Source organism: Ditibartonella apihabitans (assembly GCF_002007485.1).
Classification (GTDB): Bacteria; Pseudomonadota; Alphaproteobacteria; order Rhizobiales; family Rhizobiaceae; genus Bartonella; species Bartonella apihabitans.
Genome location: NZ_CP015820.1, coordinates 388824 through 411322 on the forward strand (window position 1 = coordinate 388824; position 22499 = coordinate 411322).

Consider the following 22499-nt stretch of genomic DNA (forward strand, 5'->3'; position numbering starts at 1 on the left):
CCTCCTATTATTCTCTACCCATTCTCGAGTCGTTAAACGATTATCCCAATCGAATTTTACGGACAATATCTATCACGTTATTAAGTTCGCTGTTCATGCCTGCAATCAAAAAATCGTGTTCGAAAGGCGCTTTTCCATAAAGCGGCTCTTTGTCGTCCATATCCTTTATTGCACCGCCACATTCCTGCAAAATAAGATCGGCAGCGGCAATATCCCAATCATGGCTGTCAGGTTTGACAAGAACGATGTCGATCTTTCCTTCTGCAGCAAGTGCAATACGATAGGCAAGCGAAGGCAGGTAATGGGCAAAATTGACCTGTGATTTGAAGGTTTCCGGAAGCTTGGCTTCAAGTTTTCCGGTTGCAGAAACAACGAGTTTTCCCTCATGACTTTCTAGAAGCGGAAGCTTATTGCCATTAAGGCTTGCTCCTTTACCTCTTTCAGCTTTATAGACCGAACGGGTTGCAGGACAATCAAGAACGCCAACTTGCGAAATTCCGTTTTCTATGACTGCGACAGATACACACCAATGTTTCGAACCGGAAAGAAAACCACGTGTTCCGTCAATCGGATCAACCACAAAATATCGTTTATAGTCGCTATGCGGGCGTTCATCTCTGGTTTCTTCCGATATCCAGCCATAATCGGGGCGGGCCTTCAACAAGAGTTCTTTGAGAACTTTATCGGCAGCAAAATCGCCTTCGCTCACCGGTGAATTTCCCGGTTTGATCCAGACTTTAGGGTCGTGTCCGAAATAGCTTAAAGCCGTGTTTCCCGCTTGATGGGCAGCATTGACGATAAGCTCCAGATCTTCCGAATTGGTTGTACTATTTGCCTGCAAGGGTCATTCCTTCAATCAACAGAGTGGGTGCTGCCGTGCCATAGCGACGGTCAATATCACTTGCCGGTGTAAGATGAGCCAACATATCAAGTAGATTGGAGCCTAGCGTTACTTCACTTACCGGATAAGCAAGCTCGCCATTTTCAATCCAGAAACCTGAAGCGCCACGGCTATATTGACCTGTCACAAGATCGACACCATGGCCAACCAATTCGGTGACGTAAAATCCGGTTTTGATTTCTCGCATGATTTCTTCCGGCGTTTTATCGCCCGGTTCAATCGCAAAATTGGTACTTGCCGGTTGCACCGATGAAGCAGACCGTACACCGTGACCGTTGGTTTCAAGATGAAGTTCGCGGGCAACTGATGAAGATAAAAACCAGTGCTTGAGGACGCCATTTTCAATGACATTGAGCGGCGTTCCCTCGACACCCTCGCCATCAAAAGGACGGGAGGCATTGCCGCGTTTTTTCAACGGTTGATCAGTGACCGTAATTGTCGGCTTCATAATTTGTTCGCCCATGCGGTTTTGCAACAGGCTGGTTTTGCGTGCAACGGCGGCACCATTCACCATTGAGGCAATGTGGCTTGCAATACCGCGTGCCATGCGCGGTTCGAAAATAACATTGACAGTTCCGGTTTTTGGCTTCCGCGCATTTAACCGCCGAACCGCACGTTCACCGGCATTCTTGCCTATTTTAGTTGTCTTATCGAGAGCGTCGTGGTGAAGAGCTGTTGTATAATCATAGTCACGCTCCATCGCCGTGCCTTCACCGGCAAGTGCGCTACATGAATAGGAAAAGCGACTTGACTGATAACTGCCGCAAAAACCGTCACTGGTGACAAGAACCAGACCGCCGCTCCCATAAGCAGAGGTTGCACCGCCCGAATTGGTAACACCTTTTACCGACAATGCTGCATTTTCAATCTCCAAGGCCTCTTCTGTCAGGCGTTTGCTGTCGGGTATAAAAGGATCGTAAAGATCAAGATCTTTCGGATTTTTAACAAGGAGAGAGCGATCAGCCAAACCTTCAAAAGGATTTTCAGGTGAAACTTTGGCCATGGCAACCGCCCGTTCGGCAAGGCTTATCGGGTCGGCCGAAAGGTTTGCCGAAATACTCGCTACCCTTTTGCCGACAAATACCCGTAACGAGAAATCATCATTTTCCGATGCTTCGGTTGATTCCACTTTGCCAAGACGCACCGATACGCTTACCGAACGTGAGCCGATGATGACTGCATCAGCACTATCGGCGCCGGCTTTGCGTGCTGCTTCGACCAATGCCGAAGCTTTATCAATTTGGCTATCATGGACCATAGAAGATTCCTCTCGATCATTTTGCATAAGATTTTATAAAACTTAAGCTATAAAACTCAATTCTTTTCATTAAATATAGGTAAAATCTCGGAGATCAGGCACTGTGATGAAGACCCTCACAATTTTTTAAACTTTATGCAGAATGAACAGCAGTTTTCAGAAATATAACGGCGACTATGTTCAAAATTATAAACCGGAGATCAATTGATTTCAGTAAAAATGGTCCGGCACTCTTCGTGAAATTTATATATTCTTATGTTTTAACGCGAACATTTGAGATTGAAGCAAAAAATAAAACCGGATGAATGCATTTTATTAAAATGCCGACCCTTTTAGTCGAGTCGGCATTATAGAGGAGTCGATAGAGCGCCTCGCCAACAAATAGACAAAACCGGTCGCTTTCTTGATTTTTAGAGAATCAAGACCCGCTTGTTCAACCTTTTGACGGACCAATGACCAATAAAGCCGGTTCCGGACGAAGTAGCTTTTCTGCGATCGCTTTGACCTGATCACGGGTTACAGCCTCAATAAGTGCGCGTCTTTGATCAATATAATCAATAGGTAATTTTTCATCCTGCAAGCCGACGAGTGTTGCCGCAATTTCCGAGGATGACCCCATATTTTGCACAGCATAAGAACCGATCACGTAACTTTTTGCATCTTCGAGTTCTTGTTCGCTCACACCTTCATCGGCCATTCTTTTCACTTCATTACGAATGGTTGCAAGGGTTTTTTGAGCTTCACTCGAACGGGTGCCGGTAGAAATAGCCAAACTTGCCGAATGGTCATAAAGCATCAAAGACGAACCGACAGTATAAGCAAGGCCGCGTTTTTCACGTACTTCCGAGAACAGGCGCGAGGTAAGACCGGGCCCACCCAGAACATAATTCATCAAATAGGCAGCAAAAAAGTCCGGATCATTACGTTTGATACCGGGGTAAACAAGCATCAAGGATGTTTGTGGCAAATCATAATTGACATTCGCCATACCACCCAGATTGAGTTTTGCTTCTTCTACTTTTTGAAGCACGGCTTTCTCTGGCAAGTCGCCAAATATTTGATCAATGATTGTTGCGGCATCGTCGGGTGAAACAGGGCCTACAATGCCAATATGGATATTGTCGCGGGCAAACATGTTGTGATGTGCTTTGACGAGATCATCGTGATTTATGCTTGTCAGCGTTTCGGGTGTTCCTTCTCCGCGACGGGCATAAGGATGCTTGCCGTAGATCAAGGTCAAAAGGCGATTTTGGGCAATGGTTTTCGGGTCTTTTTCAGATGCTTTGAGTTCAGCCACCAATTGTTCACGAATACGATCAATAGCGTCATCATCAAAGCGGGGCTTCTGAACAGCAAGTGCAAGCAGGTTGAAAGCCTCTTTGCGATTATCGGCGAGCACTTTCATGCTGCCGCGCATCCGGTCACGATTGACCGAAAATGCCATTTCTGCACCGAGATCATCAAGCCGGCCCTGAAAGGACTGGGAGTCAAAATCACCGGCACCTTCATCAAAAAGTCCGGTCATCAGATTTGCCAAACCTTCTTTGCCTTCCGGATCCTGTGTTGTTCCACCACCAATAGAAAATTGGATTGCTACAACCGGCACGGTTCTATCTTCAACGAGCCAGCCATGGATCCCTTTTTTTGATGTCACATTTTCTATATTCAAGGCACTTGCGGTTGTTATTCCCAAACCGAGACTCAAAAAAGCGAGAATGCAAGGATTGAAGCACAATGAAAAATATTCGATTTCTTGTTCATAGCAATCCTCATTTGTTTTTCTTGCTTTGATTGATATTTGCGGATGTTCTTTCGCCAACCGGAGGTAACAAATAGCTGGTAACGCTTTTGTCGGGATCAAGATAGCGATTGGCGACCGCTTTTATATCATCTGTTGTCACTTCTTTCAGTCTATCGGGCCAATGCGTTACATCTTCTATAGTCATTCCAACCGAAAGGGAGCTGCCGTAAATTTGCGCGAGACCGGAAGGGCTGTCCAGTGAAAAAATCATATTCTTGATAAAGCGGTTGCGTGCCTGATCAAGTTCGGACTTTGTCACGCCATTTTTCCGGATTTCGGCAAGCTCATGAGCAATTTGTTCTTGAACATTTTCAAGACTTGCACCTCCCCGCGGCATTCCATAGAGGTAAAATACACCGTCGTCGACTGCATTGCCGCTATAATTTGCGCCCACTGACGCGGCCGAACCGGTTTTTACAACCAATGACTGGTAGAGCCGTCCACGTGGTGCACCACCGAGAATCTCTCCAAGCAAATCGAGTGCTTGAGCCTCTTTTTTGTCTTTTGCATTGTGATAGGAAGGAACCACCCACATTTTTTGGAAACTTGGCTCGGTGACACGCGGGTCGTGCATTGTCACTGTGCGCAGCGTTTGCTTTTCAGGCTCCTGAGGGCGAATACGCGGACCAATCTGTGAACGGACAGGTAGTTTCCCGTAGATCTCTGTCGCGAGTTCACGCACTTTCTCGGCCGTAACATCACCGGAAATAATGAGGGTTGCATTGTTCGGGGTATAATATTTGTTATAGAAAGCGATCGCGTCATCGCGTGTCAGCTTTTCCATTTCCTGTTTCCAGCCGATCACCGGATTATGGTAGGGACTGTTCATAAATAATGTTGCCCGCGTTTCCTCGGCTAGCATTGCATCCGGATTATTATCGGTACGCATACGTCTTTCTTCAATGATCACGTTTCTTTCCGGCGCTATCACTTCGTCTGTCAAAACCAGATTTTCCATCCGGTCTGCTTCGAATTCCATAATTGTTTCGAGATAATCGGAAGCAACGCTTTGATAGTAACCGGTGTAATCATAATAGGTGAAAGCGTTTTCTTCGCCGCCGATTTTGGCAATGAATTTCGAAAATTCGCCATCTTTATGATTTGCTGTGCCTTTGAACATTAAATGTTCAAGGAAATGGGCAATGCCGGTATGCCCCTTCGGTTCGTCGGCAGAACCGACATGATACCAGATCATTTGCGTGACAACGGGTGCCCGATGATTTTCAATCACGACAACTTGAAGGCCATTTTTCAAGGTGAAGCTTTGCGTCGGACCCGATTTTGTGATTTCCGGAAGATCCGGAGTGGTTGAAGTTGTCATTTGTGACTCTGTCGGGGTTTTCTCGCTCGTTTCCGCTGCATAAAGAGGAAAAAGCGCGCTCGTAGATAAAAGAACGCCAAACGTCGCTTTCAAAAACGTTTTTCTCAACAATTCAGGCACAGGCAAATCCTCTCGCGAATGTATGATCACAATTGTAACATATATATATAAATAATTGTGCCACCATAATGGCGCTCGTCGTCAAGCTTAAAAATGTCGGGTAAGCGAATTGTGGCTTCTTTTGTCTCTTCAAGCACAAAAAGCGCATTGTTTCTTACCCATTGGCCTTCGATAGCGGCAGAAAAAGCTTTTTCTCCCAGACCATGCCCATATGGCGGGTCGGCAAAAACAACATCGAAGGGTTGCATTGTTCCGATCTGTCCTAAACGGGTTGCATCACGGCGCAATAGTCGGGTAACGCCTTGTAATCGGAAGGCTTCTATATTTTCATGAATTAGCCCGCGCCCCTCAACCGACTGTTCGACAAAGGTGCATGTTTCTGCACCGCGCGAAAGTGCTTCTATGCCGAGCGCTCCGGTTCCTGAAAAGAGATCAAGCACGCGTTTGCCATTCCAGAAATTCTCTTGTCGCGATCCCAGAATATTGAACAGGCTTTCACGCGTGCGATCTGTTGTCGGACGGATTGCCTGTCCTGTGGGCGTTGCAAGATGGCGTCCGGAGAACTTACCGCCGACGACCCGCACCTGATCCTCCATTTGACCGTCCGGAACGTTGGCTACGGGAACGTTCTCTATCGGAACGTCCGTTTCCTTTGGCACCGCCTTTACGATCTAGAAATTTGCCTGCTTTCTCGGACTTGCCGGTAAAAGCTTTCTTCCCGCTGCGGTCATTTTTTGAAGAAAATGGTTTTTCGGAACGATTGCCGGAAAAACGGGATGATCTTTTCTGGTTCTGCTCTTCCGGATTTTTCTTCCCGTAATGACGGCGTGGAAAGTCAAATCCACCTTCGTGATGTTCAGAAGAACTGCGATAGTTTTTTCGAGGGTGATCAAACTTCCGTTCAGGGGCATTAAATTCCCGCTTTTCGGAAAATTTCCGCTCTGTATTATATTTTCTTGCCGGTCTTTCGCCAGCTCCCCCTGAATGATGCTGAAACTGTTTTTTCCCGCCTTCAAAACCACGGTCGTGACTATAGCCGGACCGCTCTTTTATTGCTCCAGCATAATTTCCGGTTTTCTTATAATCCCGATTCTTTCTATCGCCCCGTGACGCATCATCATCTTCAAACGAGCGGTCTTTCCGGAATTTCTGTTTGAAATCGGGTTTGCGGTTCGATTTGTCGAAATGTTTCTCACGGTGGTTGAAATGTGTGTCGCTTTCACCCTGTGAAGCGCGATGAGGATGACGGCGGGCGGCTCTTTCTTCAAAGCCGTTGTCGTTTCTTTCCTCTTCGTCTCTCATGCGCCAGAATTTTTTATGCGCGGTTTGAGGGCGGGCACCGGGAGCCATCCAGACATTGGCGCTACGCAATCGTTGCGGTTCTGCTTCAGGCTTTTTCTCGAAAGCTTTCTTAAGGGGAGCAGAACTTCTCACGAATTTACCGCCCCGTTTATTGAAACTGTCCGGCCTTGTTGAAAGCTGGTCGCGGCCACGTTCGGCAAAATCGGCTTTTTTCCAGCGTCTATTAAAGCGGGGTGCTTCCGGTGTTGAAGAAATCCAGCCGTCATCCGAAACAGTAGGCTTTTCACGCGGCTTTTGTTCTCCAACAACAGGGGCATTGGAAAAAGGCTTCAAAATTGGCAAATCGAAATCGGCATTGGCCTCTTCGATAAGGCGTTCGCCTAATTGGTCGCGCAGTGTGCGCCCTTTCAATTCGCGCACAGCGCCTTCTTCAAGATCGGCAAGTTGAAATGGGCCGAACGAGATGCGGATAAGGCGCGTGACAGTCAAGCCCAGAGCGCCCAGAATATTCTTGACCTCGCGGTTTTTACCTTCTCTTAAAGCCATTGTCAGCCAGACATTTGTTCCTTGTTCGCGCTCAAGTGTTGCTTCTACAGCACCGTAAAAAATGCCATCTATGGCAATACCATCTTTCAACGCGTCAAGATCGGCTTGCGTGACTTTGCCGTGTGCACGGACACGATATTTGCGCACCCAGCCGGTTGATGGCAATTCAAGAACCCGCGCAAGCCCCCCGTCATTAGTAAGGAGCAACAAACCTTCGGTGTTGATATCGAGTCGCCCGACCGAAAGTACGCGTGGCATACCTTCCGGAAGACTGTCGAATACAGTTGGCCGACCTTCCGGATCGCGGTTGGTCGTCACCAGTCCTGCGCGTTTATGGTAAAGCCAGACGCGGGTGCGCTCAATGGGGGGCAAAGGTTTTCCATCAACAGTAATTGCATCGGTGCGTTTGACATTGAACGCGGGAGTATCAAGAACCTTGCCATTAACCGCAATACGACCTGCGGCAATCATGGTTTCGGCATCACGCCGCGAAGCTATTCCGGCACGTGCCAATCTTTTGGCAATGCGTTCACTGCCATCACTTTCATCACCGGTTTTTACCTTCGGGGCTTTTTTGTCTTTTTTTCCACGTGGGTCGAAATTATTTCTTGTGTCCCCCGTGTCGTTTTGCGGTTTCTTATTGCCGCGATCATATGTCATCTCACATCATCCTTTAGAAGCACCGGGGGCGCATTGTTCATTTTTTTACCGCTCTAGCTTATTTTTTTCTGATATGGAATCTCTTTCGTCAGTTGTTTTTGATAAACTGTCATAAATGACATAAACGGCGTATAAAATCCAATTGTTCCGGCGCTTCAAAATGATTAAAAGGCAAAAATGACAAAAACGCCAATGGAAATAGCACTTGAAGAAGCAATTTCGGCAAATGCCAATGACGAAGTGCCGGTTGGCGCCGTGATTGTCAAGGACGGACAGGTGATCGCCAAGGCTTCCAATCTCACGCATAAAAAGTTTGATCCGACAGGTCACGCGGAAATGCGGGTTATTCGTTTGGCATGCGAGGCGCTTCGAAGCGAGCGATTGGTCGATTGCGACCTTTATGTGACATTGGAGCCCTGTACAATGTGCGCAGCTGCCATATCTTTTGCCCGTATCAGGAGACTTTATTTTGCTGCAAGCGACGAAAAAGGTGGTGCGGTTGAGCATGGTGTCCGCTTCTATAGCCAGCCAACATGTCATCATCGTCCGGAAGTTTATTCGGGCTTGGGCGAAAGACAGGCTTCCCGGTTGCTCAAAAATTTTTTTGCTGGAAAAAGAGAAGAATGATGAAAACAGTAACATTCCCGAATGGTTCGATCGTACCGGCTTTAGGACAGGGGACATGGGGTATGGGAGAGGGGATTTCTCCCGCAGACATTGAAGCTGATTCTCTGCGTGCAGGCCTTGATCTCGGATTGAAGCTCATTGATACGGCTGAAATGTATGGAAATGGTGGTTCCGAAAGAGTGGTTGGTAAAGCGCTTGCCGGGCGACGTGACGATGCCTTTGTTGTTTCAAAAGTTTTGCCAAGCCATGCTTCAAGAAAAGGCACAATCGAAGCATGCGAACGCAGCCTTAAAAATTTAAAAATCGAAAAAATCGACCTTTATCTTCTGCATTGGCAAAGCAGCGTGCCTTTGAGCGAAACCGTGGAAGCTCTGGAAAAACTTGTCACACAAGGCAAAATCGGCGCATGGGGGGTAAGCAATTTCGATACCGCACTCATGGAAAATCTTGCACAAATAGCCCCAAAAGGACACATTGCGACCAACCAGATACTTTATAATTTGTCACGTCGAGGACCGGAATTCGATCTTATCCCATGGTGTGAAGACCATAATATTCCGGTTATGGCCTATGCACCGATCGAACAGGGCCGGATCATGAAAAACCATGATCTTCTGGATCTTGCGGGAAAGCTCAATGTTGCACCATCAGTTCTTGCTCTTGCTTGGGTTATCCGCAATCCGCTGATGATTGCCATTCCGAAGACCTCGTCAATTAAACATTTGCGTGAAAACACCAAAGCGCTTGATCTCACACTCGATCACGATGTCCTGCAAGCTCTTGATAAAATATTTTTGCCACCGACACGAAAACAGCCGCTCGAAGTTATTTGATAAAAGTAAAGTTTGAAAGTCGAACGCTTCGAATGATCGGCTGGAAATGGTGAAAAACACTGTATAACAAGCATGACATAACAAGCATGACAGTTTTTTTGCCCCCAAGAAAACGAAGAAGATTTTAAAATCTTGAACCTGAAAAGGGGGGAAAACACCTATTTTAGGATATCCAATCCGTTCGGGAAGTCTAACCTATTCCTGAATAGTCTGTTTAATCAATGACCGGTTTGGAGACACAACCGGAAATTTTTATTGACTGAAGATTGGCTTATCAAGCATTCGAAACAAGTGAGCGAATGAAACAGAGAATACTATTTTTATCATGCGTTTTATGAATAAAAATGAACGATAAGGCTTTCACCCGAGGCGGGCTTTCGGGGTGGTCGAATAGCGGCATTTATCGAGACAAATAGATTATATATATGCACCCATCGCCATAGCCGTTTGATAGGGCGAAAAGTTTCAATCCGGAACCGGCTGGAACATCGTGCTACAAGTTCCGAGTTTTTCACATTGTTGATGTAACATGTGATGAGTGAGGTCAATGGAACATGCGGCAAAAAAGGTAATATGACGTGTGACGGGAGGGTCAGACGTTTTGAACAGAAAAACGGAGTGACTTCGCCGGTGTTTTAGTTAAAAAAATGAATGTTTTAGTTAAAAAACGAACAGTCCTCATGCCCTTCAAATAAATAAAATCCAACTTTCCCCTATCGGAAAAGGACAGGAGTGTCTCGACAAAAGAATAAAGATTTCAGGGGGCAGCCTTGATATTTAGAAAGGCCACCAGCTCTTTTTGCCGGAGCTTTCTTTGAGTGCTTTTTTCCTCTCACGCTCTTTTTTCGCTTCATCCTCGCCTTTATCTCCAACTGGTGCGGAGGCAGCCGGTTGACGATAACTCAAAGGCGGTTCGCTTAAATATTTGCGTGTGGTTGGAGAGCCGCCTTCATTTTCTTTTTTGCGGCGTAAATATTCGGCACGTTGTTCCTTATCGTTATTGACTTGCTCGTTGCGATGAATACCGTCAAGCCATTCCGTCGATCCGGTAGGTTTTGTTTCTTTGCCGCTATCAGGAACAATCGGGGAAACATAATTCGGATTGTTCTGGTTCGCCGTTGCTTCGTCGCGCAATCTCTGCCGCTTTTGTTCCGGCGATTCCGGCCAATCCGGTGTTCCGGTTTGGGCGACGTTGGTTTGCGGTTGTGGCAGAACGCCTTTTGTGCCGGGAGCCGGACGGACAAGCTCGGGGCGCGGCTTGGTGTCAACCTGATTTTTATTGGTGTTGGATCTGATTGATGCAATATTCGAAAAATCGTCAATCAGTTGCTTGCCCGTGGATTTATCTGTTCCATAAGTCGGACTGGAAACACCACATCCTGTCAGCATAAGACCGGCCGTAACCATACTCGATACAATAAATGCTACTTCGCGTTTCTTCACTGCTAATCCGTTTCCCGGCTGTGCCGCCAAAAATTGCTTTCACCATTCCACCCTGAGGCAGATAACAACCATGATTTTGTGCCGTTCATTAGCACCTATAGTCCATTTCCATATCATGACATATGCCTCTACGGCAATCCCTACCAACCAGGAAGTAGTGAAGTTCACTCAAGAGACAGTCTTCACTGGCAAAGAGGAAAACTTTGCCAGTCTTTTTTATTGAGATCAGATTTTTCCAAGTGCATGGAGTTCATGTAATGCGGCGGCATCACGTGCAGACACATCAGGATATTCGGGATCACTGCCGACATCCTGTGTATAGCGCCATGAACGGGCACATTTTTTACCGTCAGCTTTATGAAATTCCACAGCAACACCCTTGACATCATCGAGCTTGAAAGCATTTTCCGGGGCTTCGGCATTGGTAATAACAATATCGCTTGTGATCGCAATTTCCGCCATATCCATACCTTCGACAGCTTTCAACAAATCAAGGTCGGAAATATAGACAACGGGTGCTGCTTCCAGAGAAGAGCCAATATGTTTTTCAGCTCTTTCAAGTTCAAGAGCACCTGTGACAACTTTACGGACCTGACGGATTTTGCGCCAACGTTCATTCAGTTTATTGTCGCACCAGCTATCCGGTGTTTTGCGGAATTGTTCAAAGTGAACCGATTTGCTTTCCGGATGCCGTTCAAGCCAGGCTTCTTCCATTGTGAATGGCAACATCGGAGCAAGCCATGTGACCATGCGTTCAAAAATCTCGCGCACAACATGGATTGCTGATTTGCGCTTTATAGAAGAAGGCGCATCGCAATAAAGCGAATCTTTGCGGATATCGAAATAGAAAGCCGAGAGGTCAACGATTGAAAAATCGAGCAATGCACGGGTAATGCGCTTGAAATCGAAACCGTCATAAGCTTCGTTGACAAGCCTGTCCAACTCGTAAAGGCGATGCAGCATAAACTTTTCAAGGTCCGGCATATCTTCATAGGCGATATTTTCGCCCTCGTCATAGGCAAGTGTACCGAGCATCCAGCGAATAACATTGCGCAGTTTCCGATAGGAATCGACATTGGTCTGAATGATATTTCTTCCCAGACGCTGATCTTCCCAATAATCGGTTGTCATGACCCAAAGGCGCAAAATATCGGCACCAGAAGTGTTGATAACATCTTGAGGCGCGACGGTATTCCCCAATGATTTCGACATTTTCTTGCCTTGTTCATCGAGCGTAAATCCGTGTGTCAAAACAGTATTATAGGGTGCTCTTCCCCGCGTTCCGCAGCTTTCCAGCATCGAAGAATGGAACCATCCGCGGTGTTGGTCGGATCCTTCAAGATAAAGATCGGCTGGCCATTTCAAATCGGGGCGGTCTTCAAGTGTAAAGACATGTGTGCAGCCCGAATCGAACCAGACATCAAGAATGTCATGAACCGGTTGCCAATCTTCTTTGGCATGTTCACTGAGAAAACGCTCTCTCGCACCTTCCTTGAACCAGGCATCGGCACCTTCTTTTTCGAAAGCATCGACAATGCGTTTGTTGACAGCCTCGTCTTTGAGAATTTCACCGTTTTCCTTGACGAAAATTGCAATGGGAACACCCCATGCACGTTGACGGGATAATACCCAGTCGGGACGATCTTCCATCATGGCACCAATACGGTTTTGTCCTGCCGGTGGTACAAAACGTGTATCCTGAACGGCCTTGAGAGCGCGTTCGCGCAATGTGGTTCCGTCAGAGAGTTTCTTGTCCATATAGACAAACCATTGTGGCGTGTTGCGGAAGATAACAGGCTTTTTCGAGCGCCAGCTATGCGGGTAAGAGTGCTTGATACGCCCGCGGGCAAAGAGCATGTCTTTTTCAATCAACAGAGCGATAACGGTTTTATTGGCATCACCATATTTACCGTTATCATCAATAACACGCGAAGCACCGCCTTCGCGATCTGGGCCGAAACCCGGCGCGTCCTTGGTGTAGTAACCGGCATCATCAACCGGAAAGGGGATGGATGAATCAATGCCGAGGTTTTCGATTTTCCCTTTATTTGCAACCCATACTTCAAAGTCTTCGCGCCCATGGCTTGGCGCTGTATGGACAAAACCGGTACCGGAATCGGCCGTGACATGGTCTCCATCGAGCAGGGGAACTTTAAAGGCATAATCATTGGCAAAACCTTTGAGCGGATGCGAAAGCAGCATCGTATCAAGCTCGGAAGGATTCAATGAGCGAAGCTTTCTGAAAGTCAGTTTTGCTTTCTTTGCACTTTCTTCAGCGAGCGCCTCAGCAAATATCAGTTTTTCACCGGGCTTCGGGCCATAATCATTTTCGGCATCCACCACCTGATAAAGCCCATAAGGAATACGCGAAGAATAGGCAACAGCACGGTTACCGGGAATTGTCCATGGTGTGGTTGTCCAGATGACGACAAAAGCTCCCGACAAATCATCAGCCTTGGCTTTCAGAACCGGAAATTTGACCCAGATTGTATCGGATTCAACATCGTGATATTCGACCTCCGCCTCTGCCAAAGCGGTTCTTTCAACGACCGACCACATAACGGGTTTGGAACCGCGGTAAAGCTGGTCAGACATGGCAAATTTCATCAGTTCACCGGCAATACGAGCCTCCGCATGGAACGCCATGGTTGTATAGGGATTTTTGAAATCGCCGATAATTCCAAGCCGTTTGAATTCTTCCGATTGGATTTTGACCCAATGTTTGGCAAATTCCCGACATTCCTGACGGAATTCGTTGATCGGAATATCGTCTTTATTCTTGCCCTTTGCCCGATATTTTTCTTCGATCTTCCATTCAATAGGCAGGCCATGGCAATCCCAGCCGGGTACATAATTGGCATTATAACCCCGCATCTGGAAAGACCGCACGATGGTATCTTTCAGGATCTTGTTCAAGGCATGCCCGATATGAATGTCACCATTGGCATAAGGAGGACCATCATGCAAAACATAAAGGGGACGATCAACTGCCTGTTTGCGTAATGCGCCATAGAGATCCATGTCTTCCCAACGTTTGACAATTTCCGGTTCTTTTTGGGGAAGGCCGGCACGCATAGGAAAATCGGTCTTAGGCAGATAAAGGGTTTTTGAATAATCCATGGCTTGGTCTTTATTTGACATGTTAAAAATTCCTGTAGGCGTTACTGTTTTGCAATCATCGAACTCCCGACCTTCCATACCATTGCAATGTTCAAGCAAGGGTGAAGATCGGGCTAATAATTCGTAACGTTATCAGGTCAGGGTCATATACACTCATGATGCATGGCTTTATCATGAGATGAAACAGAAAGAAAACTGAAAAATCGAGAAAAAGAAAAGGCCCCGTAAAATACGGAGCCTTTCCAAAACAAAGTTCGTTTAAATTAGAACTTGTAAGCTACACCAACGCGGAAATCGTTGGTCTTGTAGTCAACATTGTATTTAACGTTGTTCTTGCTGTAGTCTTCGTCACCGAAGTCGGTGTAACGATATTCAGCACGCAAGATGATGTGGTCTGTCATAGCATAGTCGAAACCAGCGCCGATTGTCCAACCGACGAGTGTGTCGCTATCGCTAGCTGAAAAGCCAGGTACAACCTTGCCAGCAGAATCCTTCATACGGTAGCTCGAATCAACCTTGGCATAAGCAACACCGCCAGCAATGTAAGGCATCCAGCGATCAACTGCATAACCGATACGTGCACGGGTAGAACCAGCCCACTGTTCTTTCAACTTGCCTTGGAAAGAACCGGTTTGGCCGTCGTTATATGTTACAGAGTGCTTGTCGCTCTCGTCCATGTCGCCCCATACCCAGTCGGTATCGGCACCGATGACAATATTGTTGCCGAGGTCATAGTTATAACCGGCATAGATGCCACCGATGAAACCTGACGGATCAGGCGAAAAGCCCTGTCTACCGCCAAAATTGGTAGCGCTTGTACGATACTTGCCATGAAGGTCTGTATCTGACCAGGAACCACCGATCTGAGCACCAGCGTAGAAACCGGTCCATGAGAAAGCCGGAGCTGCAACAACAGGAGCCGGCTCCTGATTTGCTACAACGTCAGCAGCTTGTGCTGAAGAAGCTGCTGTAAGAGCAGCTGCAGAAGCAGCAATAAGATATCTAATTTTCATTTTTATTCTCCAATGCAATAAAATGCCGTCTGAACTTATATAGTTTATCCGGATAAGAATTGCTGTAGCACGAAAGACACACCTCGCAAAAACTGAAACAAAAACCTCAATAAAATGCGAGGAGGGTTGAAAAATATAGAAAAAATGCAGGTCGTTTCTTTAAAAAAGTGTCGAAAACGCTTTTTGACCAGAATCAAAACCGGGCTTTACGACGTCGATTCGCAAATTTTCCGTTAATTTTTCAAGACGGCGACTTATATGCCAAATCGATTTTTGTGTCAAAGAGAAGAGACCAGAGCCGTTTCCCATGTTCCATTTTTATGGAATAGCCCTGCATTTTATCCGGTTTTGTGACGAACTTTCCATTGAATGCAGGTCTTCTGGTTCTATCAATAGGCAAAACAAGAGATAAAAAGGAGTCAAAACAAGAGATAAAAAGGTTGAACAAGATAATAAAAAAAGCCCCACAGTTTTCTGCGGGGCTTCTTTTTAATTCTTCAAAAAGAATTAGAACTTGTAGGCAACGCCAACGCGTACATCGTTGGTCTTGTAATCTACATTATATTTGAAGTCCTTGTTGCCGTAGTCTTGGTCACCGAAGTCGGTGTAACGATATTCAGCACGAAGGATGATGTGGTCGGTCATAGCATAATCAACGCCGGCACCCAGAGTATAGCCGGTCAAAGTATCGCTATCACTGACCTTGCTGTTACGAGCACCCGAGAACTTGGCGTCCGAGTCGATCTTGGCATAAGCAACACCGCCAGCAAAATAAGGCATCCAGCGATCCATTGCGTAGCCGATACGAGCACGGGTTGATCCAGCCCATTTTTCTTTGATCTTGCCATTAACTTTGTATTCGCCTTCTTGGCCTTTGAGGTAGGTCGCGCTGTCGCTTTCGTCCATATCACCCCATACCCAGTCGGTATCGGCACCAATTACGATGTTGTTGCCGAGATCATAGTTGTAACCGGCATAAAGACCACCGATGAAACCTGACGGATCCGGAGAGAAGGATTTACCGAAGCCGGCAAAGTTCTGTACGTTGCTACGGCCTTTGATCTTCTGGTCTGTGTCAGACCATGAACCACCGATTTGACCACCAGCATAGAAGCCGGTCCAGGAGAAAGCAGGAGCGGCAACAACCGGAGCCGGTTCCTGATTCATGACAACGTCAGCAGCTTGTGCGCTGGAAGCAGCGGTTAAAGCCAAAGCCGAAGCAGCAACGAGATATTTTATTTTCATTTGTTAACTCCACGCGAAATGTATTGCGATTGAGGTCAATATAGTTTGTGTGGTCATAAAGTCTGTAACAAAATGCCACAGCAAGTCGAATGAGCATTTTTTTAGGCCTTTCGGACCAAAAGCTCTTCAGTATGGTAAACAAAGTATAAAAAACGCCGGAAAACCGGCGCTTTTTAATTTGTAAATATGATTTGCGAATCAACTATGGGCAAAAATATCGACATCGGGAAAGCCGATAAGATCAAGTTCCGACCTTGACGGCAGGAATTCGAAACATGATTTTGCCACACTCTCGCGTCCGTCCCTGATCAACCTTGCCGAAAGTATCGCTTTTAATTGATGGAGATAGAGAACATCTGTTGCGGCATATTCAACCTGAGCCGGTGAAAGCTCGTCAGCACCCCAGTCGGAGGATTGCTGTTGTTTGGAGATATTGATCTCGAGGAGTTCGGCGACCAGATCTTTCAAACCATGCCGGTCTGTATAAGTCCGGGTGAGTTTCGAGGCTATTTTAGTGCAGAAAACCGGTCTCGGCATGACACCGAATGTCAAAGCCAATACAGCAAGGTCAAAACGTCCGAAGTGGAATATCTTGGTAATATCCGGATCTTTAAGGATTTTTACAAGATTGGGCGCTGTCTTTTGCCCTTTGGCAATTTGTATAACATCGGCTGTGCCATCTCCCGGTGAAATCTGGACGACGCAGAGCCGGTCGCGATGGGGGTGCAGTCCCAAAGTTTCAGTGTCAATGGCAACTTCCTTGACATTATAATGTTTCAGGTCAGGCAAATCGCCTTTGTGAACGCGTATTTTAGCCATTCTTATTATCCTATTTATTAGCCAGGGCAGTTAGAATTCTTGCCCAGGATCGCTGTCCTTTATGGAATGATTTGAGATTATATTTTTCATTCGGCGAATGGATGCGATCGTCATCCAATCCAAAACCGACAAGCAGCGATTCCATTCCGAGGAAAGATTGGAAATCTCCGACAATCGGAATCGAGCCGCCCATGGCTGCAAGAATAGCCGGTTTGTGCCATTCTTCGGTCAAAGCTTTCTTGGCGAGTTGAACGAGTGGCGAATCATAGGCCAGTTCGATTGCCGGCGAAGCCCCATGATCTTTGAATTCGACAGAGCAGTCAGCCGGAATTTGTGAGCGAACATAATCACGGAATGATTTTCTGATTTTTGCGGGATCCTGTTTGTGGACAAGTCTGAAAGAAATTTTTGCACTGGCTTTGGCAGCAATCACTGTCTTGAAGCCTTCTCCTTCATAGCCGCCGCTGATGCCATTGACCTCGGCGGTCGGTCTTGCCCATACGAGTTCAAGAACGGAACGGCCTTTTTCGCCCGCCGGAATCGATAAGCCGACAGGTCCTAAAAATTCTTTAGGACCACGATTGAGTGCATTCCAGGATTTCAAGACAGCTTCCGGTGTTTCTTCAACCCCGTCATAGAATCCTTTAAGGGTTACATGGCCGTTTTCATCGTGCAGGCCTGCAATAATTTTTGCAAGAATTTGAATAGGATTTGCTGCAGCACCACCAAAATGACCGGAATGAAGATCGCGATCGGCACCATGGATAATGATTTCGTCACTTACCATGCCTCTTAACGCGATGGATATGGACGGTGTATCGGCATCCCACATGCTGGTATCACAAACCAGAGCATAATCGGCTTTCAACTCGTCTTTATGGGCATGTAAAAAGGGTTGTAGTGAAGGTGAGCCGGATTCTTCTTCCCCCTCGAACAGAATTGTGATCGCAATCGGAAGGGTACCGGTTTCCTTCTTGAAAGCACGGCAAGCCTCGACAAAGGTCATAAGCTGTCCCTTGTCATCACCGGCGCCGCGCGCAGCAATAACCTTTTCACCGTTTAACTGTTTTATTTTCGGGTCAAAGGGATCATCTTCCCAAAGGTTAAGGGGGTCAACCGGCTGTACATCATAGTGACCATAAAACAGAACATGGGGTGCATCTTTTGTCGGACCCGGATGGTGGGCGACAACCATAGGATTGCCTGTGGTATCGCGGCGCGAAGCTTCAAAACCGATCGATTTCAAGTCATTGACCAGCCAATCGGCAGCTTTGCGGCAATCTTCTTTATATTTGGGATCCGTGGAAATAGAAGGAATACGTAAAAGTTCGAAAAGATGTTCGAGACTATTATCAAGATTTGAATCAAGACGGGATAAAACTTTGTCAAGCATGGAGTGCACCTGCGGTTTGTTGATTGGAAAACAACTTTAAGCCTCTTAAGCCGTTTTGCAAGTTGTTAACATCATTTTTGGCATGTTCACGTCGCTCTTCTTATAGTCGATACGATATTTTCTGCTTTTACAACTTTCCGCCGTTATGTTTGACAATGGGGGCAATAAAAACTCGAACGACCGGATTGGACAATGCGTTTTATTGGGGTTCCGCATTGGAGACACGGTTCTCCTTCACGACCATAAACCGAAAAATGGTGTTGGAAATAGCCGAGCGAACCATCTGTATGGACGTAATCGCGCAAGGAAGAGCCGCCTGCCTCTATCGCCTTGTTGATAACATCACGAATATTTTGTGCGAGCAATTTCGATTTTTGTTGCGCTGCTGCCGATTTTTTTCCGAGTGTTAGCGATTTCCGTTTCGGAGAAAGGTGACTTCGCCATAAGGCCTCGCAGACATAAATATTTCCAAGTCCGGCAATGATGGTCTGGTCAAGAAGTGCGGCTTTAAGAGGGGCTGACCTGTTACGTAGAACCTCGTTAAGATAGGCACCGGAAAGACTGTTTCCGGTTGGTTCGGGGCCTAAATGGGCCAATAATTTATGGTGTTCAAGGTCAGCCGTTTTTGTCAACAGCATAAAGCCGAAACGGCGTGGATCATTATAGACGGCATGTAAAAGCTCGCCGTTTTCTGTTCTGATATCCATTTCAAAATGGTCATGTACAGCAAGCTTGTTTTTTTCATGATAATAGGAACCGGGTGTTCTATTTTCGACACGCCAGGAACCCGACATACCCAAATGGCTTATGATTGTTTCCTCATTATCAAGATAGATAAGCAGATATTTTGCCCGTCGTCCGAGGCCGATAATTTCGCGCCCCGTAAGACGGGATTGAAAATTTTCCGGAAATGGAAAACGTAAATCCGGCCGGTTTTGTTTAACGTTTATTATCTTTGCATGGGTGAAACTTGGTTCGAGACCACGCTTTACAGTTTCAACTTCAGGAAGTTCAGGCATATCCGATTGTTCTTGGGTTCTAAGCGGGAATTTGTTTCAACCGCTCCGGTTCAGGCATATAACATTGTTTTTTACAAAATAATCGTTGCGAAAGCCGATTTTAAGGTAAGATAAAAAATTTTCTCACGAAAAAAGAATGTTGTAAATGACGGAATGTCATTTTTATTGAACAATAAATCATCAACTTTTTAAAACTGTCATCGGATCAAGGTTTACCGAATATGCACTCATTAAAGCGGTTCATGAAAAATCGGGTCATTAAATAATGTCACTTTAATATGGATGATTGAATTGGCAAATTAACCAATTGTTAACCTTTTTCTGTCAATTTCTAAGTACAAATAAATGTTATCATCTTGAAAAACAGAGATAACGACCACAGATAAGGCTTAACAACGCGATGATTGACCACGGATGTACTGGCAGTCAACGTATAACGGAAGGTCGGGTTTTCCCCGGCCTTTTTGTTGTTTTTAGTTATTTTAAAAACGGATTTCGAATTTTTAGCAAAAAACGAAATCCGTCTTTTTAAATCGGGTTGTTCAAAAAAATGGGCGTAATTAAGCCCATTCGCCTTTCCTGAAAACCGGAACTTTTTTCCCGTCAGCAGTGATACCGTCAATATCGATTTCTCCGGACCCGATCATCCAGTCGATATGAATAAGGCTTTTATTGCCACCCTGTTTTTCGATTTGCTCTTTAGAAAGTGCGGCTCCTTTCAAGAAGCATTTCGAATAGCACTGCCCAAGGGCAATATGGCAGGCGGCATTTTCATCAAACAATGTGTTATAGAACAACAGACCGCTTGCAGAAATCGGCGACGAATTGGGAACGAGTGCAACTTCGCCCAAATGGCGAGCACCTTCATCGGTATCAAGGATCTGTTGCAATACTTTTTCGCCTTTCGAAGCGTGCGCTTCGACAATGCGCCCCTTTTCAAAACGGACTTTGATTTTGTCAATCAATGTGCCTTGATAGGATAGGGGCTTTGTCGAGCTTACATAACCTTCAACACGATGGGCGTGTGGCGTTGTGAAAACTTCTTCGGTCGGAATATTCGGGTTGCAGATAACGCCATTTTTTGCTTTCGAGGCGCCACCTTGCCATTCGTGGCCATCAGCAAGGCCGATGGTCAAATCTGTTTCGGGACCACTATAATGGAGAGCGGAGAAGCGTTGGTCGTTTAGCCATTTTGCATGTTTTTTCAAATTGGCATTATGGTCTTTCCATGCGCCGATTGCATCCGGTTTATCAACACGGGAAGCAGCAAATATCGCATCAGCAAGTTTTTTTGTCGCCTCGATGATTGGCAAATCGGGAAAAACCACAGCCGCCCATGACGGATTGGGATAGGAAACGATATTCCAGTTGATATCAAAGCCCGCAATTTTTTCGAGCGCCGGTTGATAGGCAAGAGATGTAGCTTTATTGACCCGTGAAACTTTGGCAGGGTCTTCGTTAGCAAGAAGCGACGGATTATCTCCAGCAATAGCAAGTCGTGCCGCACCGTTTGCATAGGCTCTTGCCATACCTTCATAAAGCCAGCTTGCTGCCTTGTCGAAACTCTTGTCATGAGCATCTTTGAAACGGCCAAGCGTCATTTCTTCATCACTGAAAATAGGGGTAACGACACCGGCGTCGGCTTTATAAGCATGATGGGCAATCCGGCGTACGAGTGGAAGTGCAGCAAGCGGGCTTGTGAGAACGAGATCTTGACCTTTCTGCAGGTTGAGACCGACCTTGACAGCCACTTCTGCGAGCCGGTCAAGTTTTTGAGGATCGATAACAGATTGGTCTTCATTCATTGCGAGGTTTTCCTTTTAAATTTAAAAATCGCGAAACGACGTATTTTTCGAGCAAATGATAATAGTTTTACCCGCTATGTCAAAGCGACTTTGGAAACATAGAGACAGGAAAAACGGCAAAATCGGAGCAATGCTTATCAGGACTTTTAAATCATTGGTGGTATTTGAATTTTTCGATAGACATTACAGTTTTTCATTCATTAATATCTTTCCTTGAAAAATATTTTAATAAAACCAGAGGGAGAATAATGTGAAACAGGATATATTGGTACTAAGTCCGCTTGAAGAGCGTCAAATGAAAGACATCGACAAGCGTTATCACTTGTTGCGCGCGGATCTTGCAAAAGATAGGGCCGATTTTATTGATAAAAATGCACAAAATTGTCGTGCAGTCATCAGCACAGGCAATATTGTTTTTGACAAAAATCTGATTTCAAAATTGCCTCAGGTCGGGCTTGTCGCCTGTGTAACGGCGGGGTTCGATCAGGTTAATCTCAAGGATTTGAAAGAGCATAAAATCCATTTAACCAATACGCCGGATGTATTAACCGATGACGTTGCCGATGTCGCATTGATGTTGATGCTTGCCGCCCGTCGCAGGCTTGTTTTTGGCGATCATTATGTGCGTTCCGGCGAGTGGGCCAAGAAAGGCCCGATGCCGCTCACAGAAACGACTGCCGGAAAACGCGCCGGTGTCGTCGGTCTCGGGCGGATTGGACACGCTATAGCCAAACGGTTTGAAAGTTGCGGGCTCACAATCGGTTATTACGGACGCCATAAAAAACCGGATGTCGCTTATCAGTTTTTCCCCTCGCTTGTCGAACTTGCCAAATGGTCGGATATTCTGGTTGTTGCAGTAACCGGCGGCAAGGAAACTGAAAAGCTCATCTCTAAAGAGGTGATTGCAGCACTTGGAAACCGCGGTTCTCTTATCAATATTTCGCGCGGCACGGTTATCGACGAAGATGCCATGATTAAAGCCTTGCAAAGCAAAGAATTGGAAACGGCCGGTCTTGATGTCTATCTTAACGAGCCGAATATCAATCCGGCATTCTATAAGCTTGAGAATGTGGTTCTCTATCCCCACCATGGCAGTGGTACTGTTGAAACACGCGACAGAATGTCCGATCTTGTGGTGGAAAATATCGACGCCTTTTTTGCCGACAAACCCTTGCCTTCAGAAGTTAAACTTTGAGGTTGAATTTCTGTCGGGGAAGAGAAAAACGGTCTCTTGGCGGTTAGTTTAGGAATGCTTTTAAAAAAGCGCATTCTT

The 22499-nt window shown here is 46.1% G+C and carries 17 protein-coding genes; 3 read left to right on the plus strand and 14 right to left on the minus strand.

All coding sequences use genetic code 11. The features are described from left to right. Nucleotides 1-40 precede the first annotated feature (40 nt). From BBC0178_RS01715 to BBC0178_RS01740, 6 genes are all read right to left on the minus strand, one after another. The gene (locus tag BBC0178_RS01715; protein WP_078038982.1) at nucleotides 41-841 is read right to left on the minus strand and encodes a 3'(2'),5'-bisphosphate nucleotidase CysQ; all 801 of its coding nucleotides are present in this window, start codon (nucleotides 839-841) and stop codon (nucleotides 41-43) included. Next, a complete protein-coding gene (locus BBC0178_RS01720; protein WP_078040301.1) occupies nucleotides 828-2159 on the minus strand; it encodes a TldD/PmbA family protein in 1332 nt (443 codons plus the stop codon). The genes BBC0178_RS01715 and BBC0178_RS01720 overlap by 14 nt, the downstream gene beginning before the upstream one ends. Nucleotides 2160-2592: 433 nt before the next feature. Further along, nucleotides 2593-3813 carry a M16 family metallopeptidase gene (locus tag BBC0178_RS01725; RefSeq protein ID WP_225868330.1) on the minus strand — a complete coding sequence of 407 codons (1221 nt, stop codon included), beginning with the start codon at nucleotides 3811-3813 and terminating at the stop codon, nucleotides 2593-2595. A 115-nt stretch (nucleotides 3814-3928) separates the two neighbouring features. Further along, nucleotides 3929-5281 (minus strand): M16 family metallopeptidase, encoded by a 1353-nt coding sequence (locus BBC0178_RS01730; RefSeq protein WP_188317751.1) that lies wholly within the window; start codon nucleotides 5279-5281, stop codon nucleotides 3929-3931. 146 nt (nucleotides 5282-5427) lie between these two features. Further along, nucleotides 5428-5985 (minus strand): 16S rRNA (guanine(966)-N(2))-methyltransferase RsmD, encoded by a 558-nt coding sequence (rsmD, locus tag BBC0178_RS01735; RefSeq protein ID WP_078040304.1) that lies wholly within the window; start codon nucleotides 5983-5985, stop codon nucleotides 5428-5430. Next, nucleotides 5966-7909: a pseudouridine synthase gene (locus BBC0178_RS01740; RefSeq protein WP_078038983.1), complete on the minus strand. Its 1944-nt coding sequence runs from the start codon at nucleotides 7907-7909 to the stop codon at nucleotides 5966-5968. The genes rsmD and BBC0178_RS01740 overlap by 20 nt, the downstream gene beginning before the upstream one ends. A 177-nt stretch (nucleotides 7910-8086) precedes the next feature. Here BBC0178_RS01740 and BBC0178_RS01745 point away from each other — a divergent pair, with 177 nt between their 5' ends. Then, the gene (locus BBC0178_RS01745; RefSeq protein WP_078038984.1) at nucleotides 8087-8536 is read left to right on the plus strand and encodes a nucleoside deaminase; all 450 of its coding nucleotides are present in this window, start codon (nucleotides 8087-8089) and stop codon (nucleotides 8534-8536) included. Continuing rightward, complete coding sequence (locus tag BBC0178_RS01750) at nucleotides 8536-9369, plus strand: aldo/keto reductase (RefSeq protein WP_078040305.1); 834 nt, start codon at nucleotides 8536-8538, stop codon at nucleotides 9367-9369. Before BBC0178_RS01745 ends, BBC0178_RS01750 begins: the two co-directional genes overlap by 1 nt. Nucleotides 9370-10146: 777 nt before the next feature. On the opposite strand, the gene BBC0178_RS01755 is transcribed toward BBC0178_RS01750, so the two are convergent. From BBC0178_RS01755 to BBC0178_RS01790, 8 genes are all read right to left on the minus strand, one after another. Continuing rightward, nucleotides 10147-10776, minus strand: coding sequence for a hypothetical protein (locus BBC0178_RS01755; protein ID WP_078040306.1), 630 nt, complete (start codon nucleotides 10774-10776; stop codon nucleotides 10147-10149). A 261-nt stretch (nucleotides 10777-11037) separates the two neighbouring features. Further along, nucleotides 11038-13953: an isoleucine--tRNA ligase gene (ileS, locus tag BBC0178_RS01760; protein ID WP_078038985.1), complete on the minus strand. Its 2916-nt coding sequence runs from the start codon at nucleotides 13951-13953 to the stop codon at nucleotides 11038-11040. A gap of 242 nt (nucleotides 13954-14195) precedes the next feature. Next, complete coding sequence (locus BBC0178_RS01765) at nucleotides 14196-14945, minus strand: outer membrane protein (RefSeq protein ID WP_078038986.1); 750 nt, start codon at nucleotides 14943-14945, stop codon at nucleotides 14196-14198. A gap of 507 nt (nucleotides 14946-15452) precedes the next feature. Continuing rightward, nucleotides 15453-16190 carry an outer membrane protein gene (locus tag BBC0178_RS01770; RefSeq protein WP_077970224.1) on the minus strand — a complete coding sequence of 246 codons (738 nt, stop codon included), beginning with the start codon at nucleotides 16188-16190 and terminating at the stop codon, nucleotides 15453-15455. A gap of 198 nt (nucleotides 16191-16388) precedes the next feature. Next, nucleotides 16389-17009: a ribonuclease D gene (locus tag BBC0178_RS01775; protein ID WP_078038987.1), complete on the minus strand. Its 621-nt coding sequence runs from the start codon at nucleotides 17007-17009 to the stop codon at nucleotides 16389-16391. Between the two features lie 10 nt (nucleotides 17010-17019). Beyond that, nucleotides 17020-18402 carry a dipeptidase gene (locus tag BBC0178_RS01780; RefSeq protein ID WP_078038988.1) on the minus strand — a complete coding sequence of 461 codons (1383 nt, stop codon included), beginning with the start codon at nucleotides 18400-18402 and terminating at the stop codon, nucleotides 17020-17022. A 143-nt stretch (nucleotides 18403-18545) separates the two neighbouring features. Next, nucleotides 18546-19421, minus strand: coding sequence for a bifunctional DNA-formamidopyrimidine glycosylase/DNA-(apurinic or apyrimidinic site) lyase (gene mutM, locus BBC0178_RS01785; RefSeq protein WP_078038989.1), 876 nt, complete (start codon nucleotides 19419-19421; stop codon nucleotides 18546-18548). Nucleotides 19422-19981: 560 nt separating this feature from the next. Beyond that, nucleotides 19982-21226: an aminopeptidase gene (locus BBC0178_RS01790; RefSeq protein ID WP_078038990.1), complete on the minus strand. Its 1245-nt coding sequence runs from the start codon at nucleotides 21224-21226 to the stop codon at nucleotides 19982-19984. A gap of 250 nt (nucleotides 21227-21476) precedes the next feature. Here BBC0178_RS01790 and BBC0178_RS01795 point away from each other — a divergent pair, with 250 nt between their 5' ends. After that, nucleotides 21477-22421: a 2-hydroxyacid dehydrogenase gene (locus BBC0178_RS01795; protein WP_077970232.1), complete on the plus strand. Its 945-nt coding sequence runs from the start codon at nucleotides 21477-21479 to the stop codon at nucleotides 22419-22421. Nucleotides 22422-22499: the final 78 nt, after the last annotated feature.

Excerpts from the sequence above, each read along its gene's own strand:
- BBC0178_RS01750 (WP_078040305.1), top strand. The coding sequence starts at position 8,536 with ATGAAAACAGTAACATTCCCGAATGGTTCGATCGTACCGGCTTTAGGA.
- BBC0178_RS01790 (WP_078038990.1), bottom strand. The coding sequence starts at position 21,226 with ATGAATGAAGACCAATCTGTTATCGATCCTCAAAAACTTGACCGGCTC.
- BBC0178_RS01745 (WP_078038984.1), top strand. The coding sequence starts at position 8,087 with ATGACAAAAACGCCAATGGAAATAGCACTTGAAGAAGCAATTTCGGCA.
- BBC0178_RS01740 (WP_078038983.1), bottom strand. The coding sequence starts at position 7,909 with ATGACATATGATCGCGGCAATAAGAAACCGCAAAACGACACGGGGGAC.
- BBC0178_RS01730 (WP_188317751.1), bottom strand. The coding sequence starts at position 5,281 with ATGACAACTTCAACCACTCCGGATCTTCCGGAAATCACAAAATCGGGT.
- BBC0178_RS01755 (WP_078040306.1), bottom strand. The coding sequence starts at position 10,776 with ATGGTTACGGCCGGTCTTATGCTGACAGGATGTGGTGTTTCCAGTCCG.
- mutM (WP_078038989.1), bottom strand. The coding sequence starts at position 19,421 with ATGCCTGAACTTCCTGAAGTTGAAACTGTAAAGCGTGGTCTCGAACCA.
- BBC0178_RS01720 (WP_078040301.1), bottom strand. The coding sequence starts at position 2,159 with ATGGTCCATGATAGCCAAATTGATAAAGCTTCGGCATTGGTCGAAGCA.
- BBC0178_RS01775 (WP_078038987.1), bottom strand. The coding sequence starts at position 17,009 with ATGGCTAAAATACGCGTTCACAAAGGCGATTTGCCTGACCTGAAACAT.
- BBC0178_RS01780 (WP_078038988.1), bottom strand. The coding sequence starts at position 18,402 with ATGCTTGACAAAGTTTTATCCCGTCTTGATTCAAATCTTGATAATAGT.
- BBC0178_RS01765 (WP_078038986.1), bottom strand. The coding sequence starts at position 14,945 with ATGAAAATTAGATATCTTATTGCTGCTTCTGCAGCTGCTCTTACAGCA.
- BBC0178_RS01770 (WP_077970224.1), bottom strand. The coding sequence starts at position 16,190 with ATGAAAATAAAATATCTCGTTGCTGCTTCGGCTTTGGCTTTAACCGCT.
- ileS (WP_078038985.1), bottom strand. The coding sequence starts at position 13,953 with ATGTCAAATAAAGACCAAGCCATGGATTATTCAAAAACCCTTTATCTG.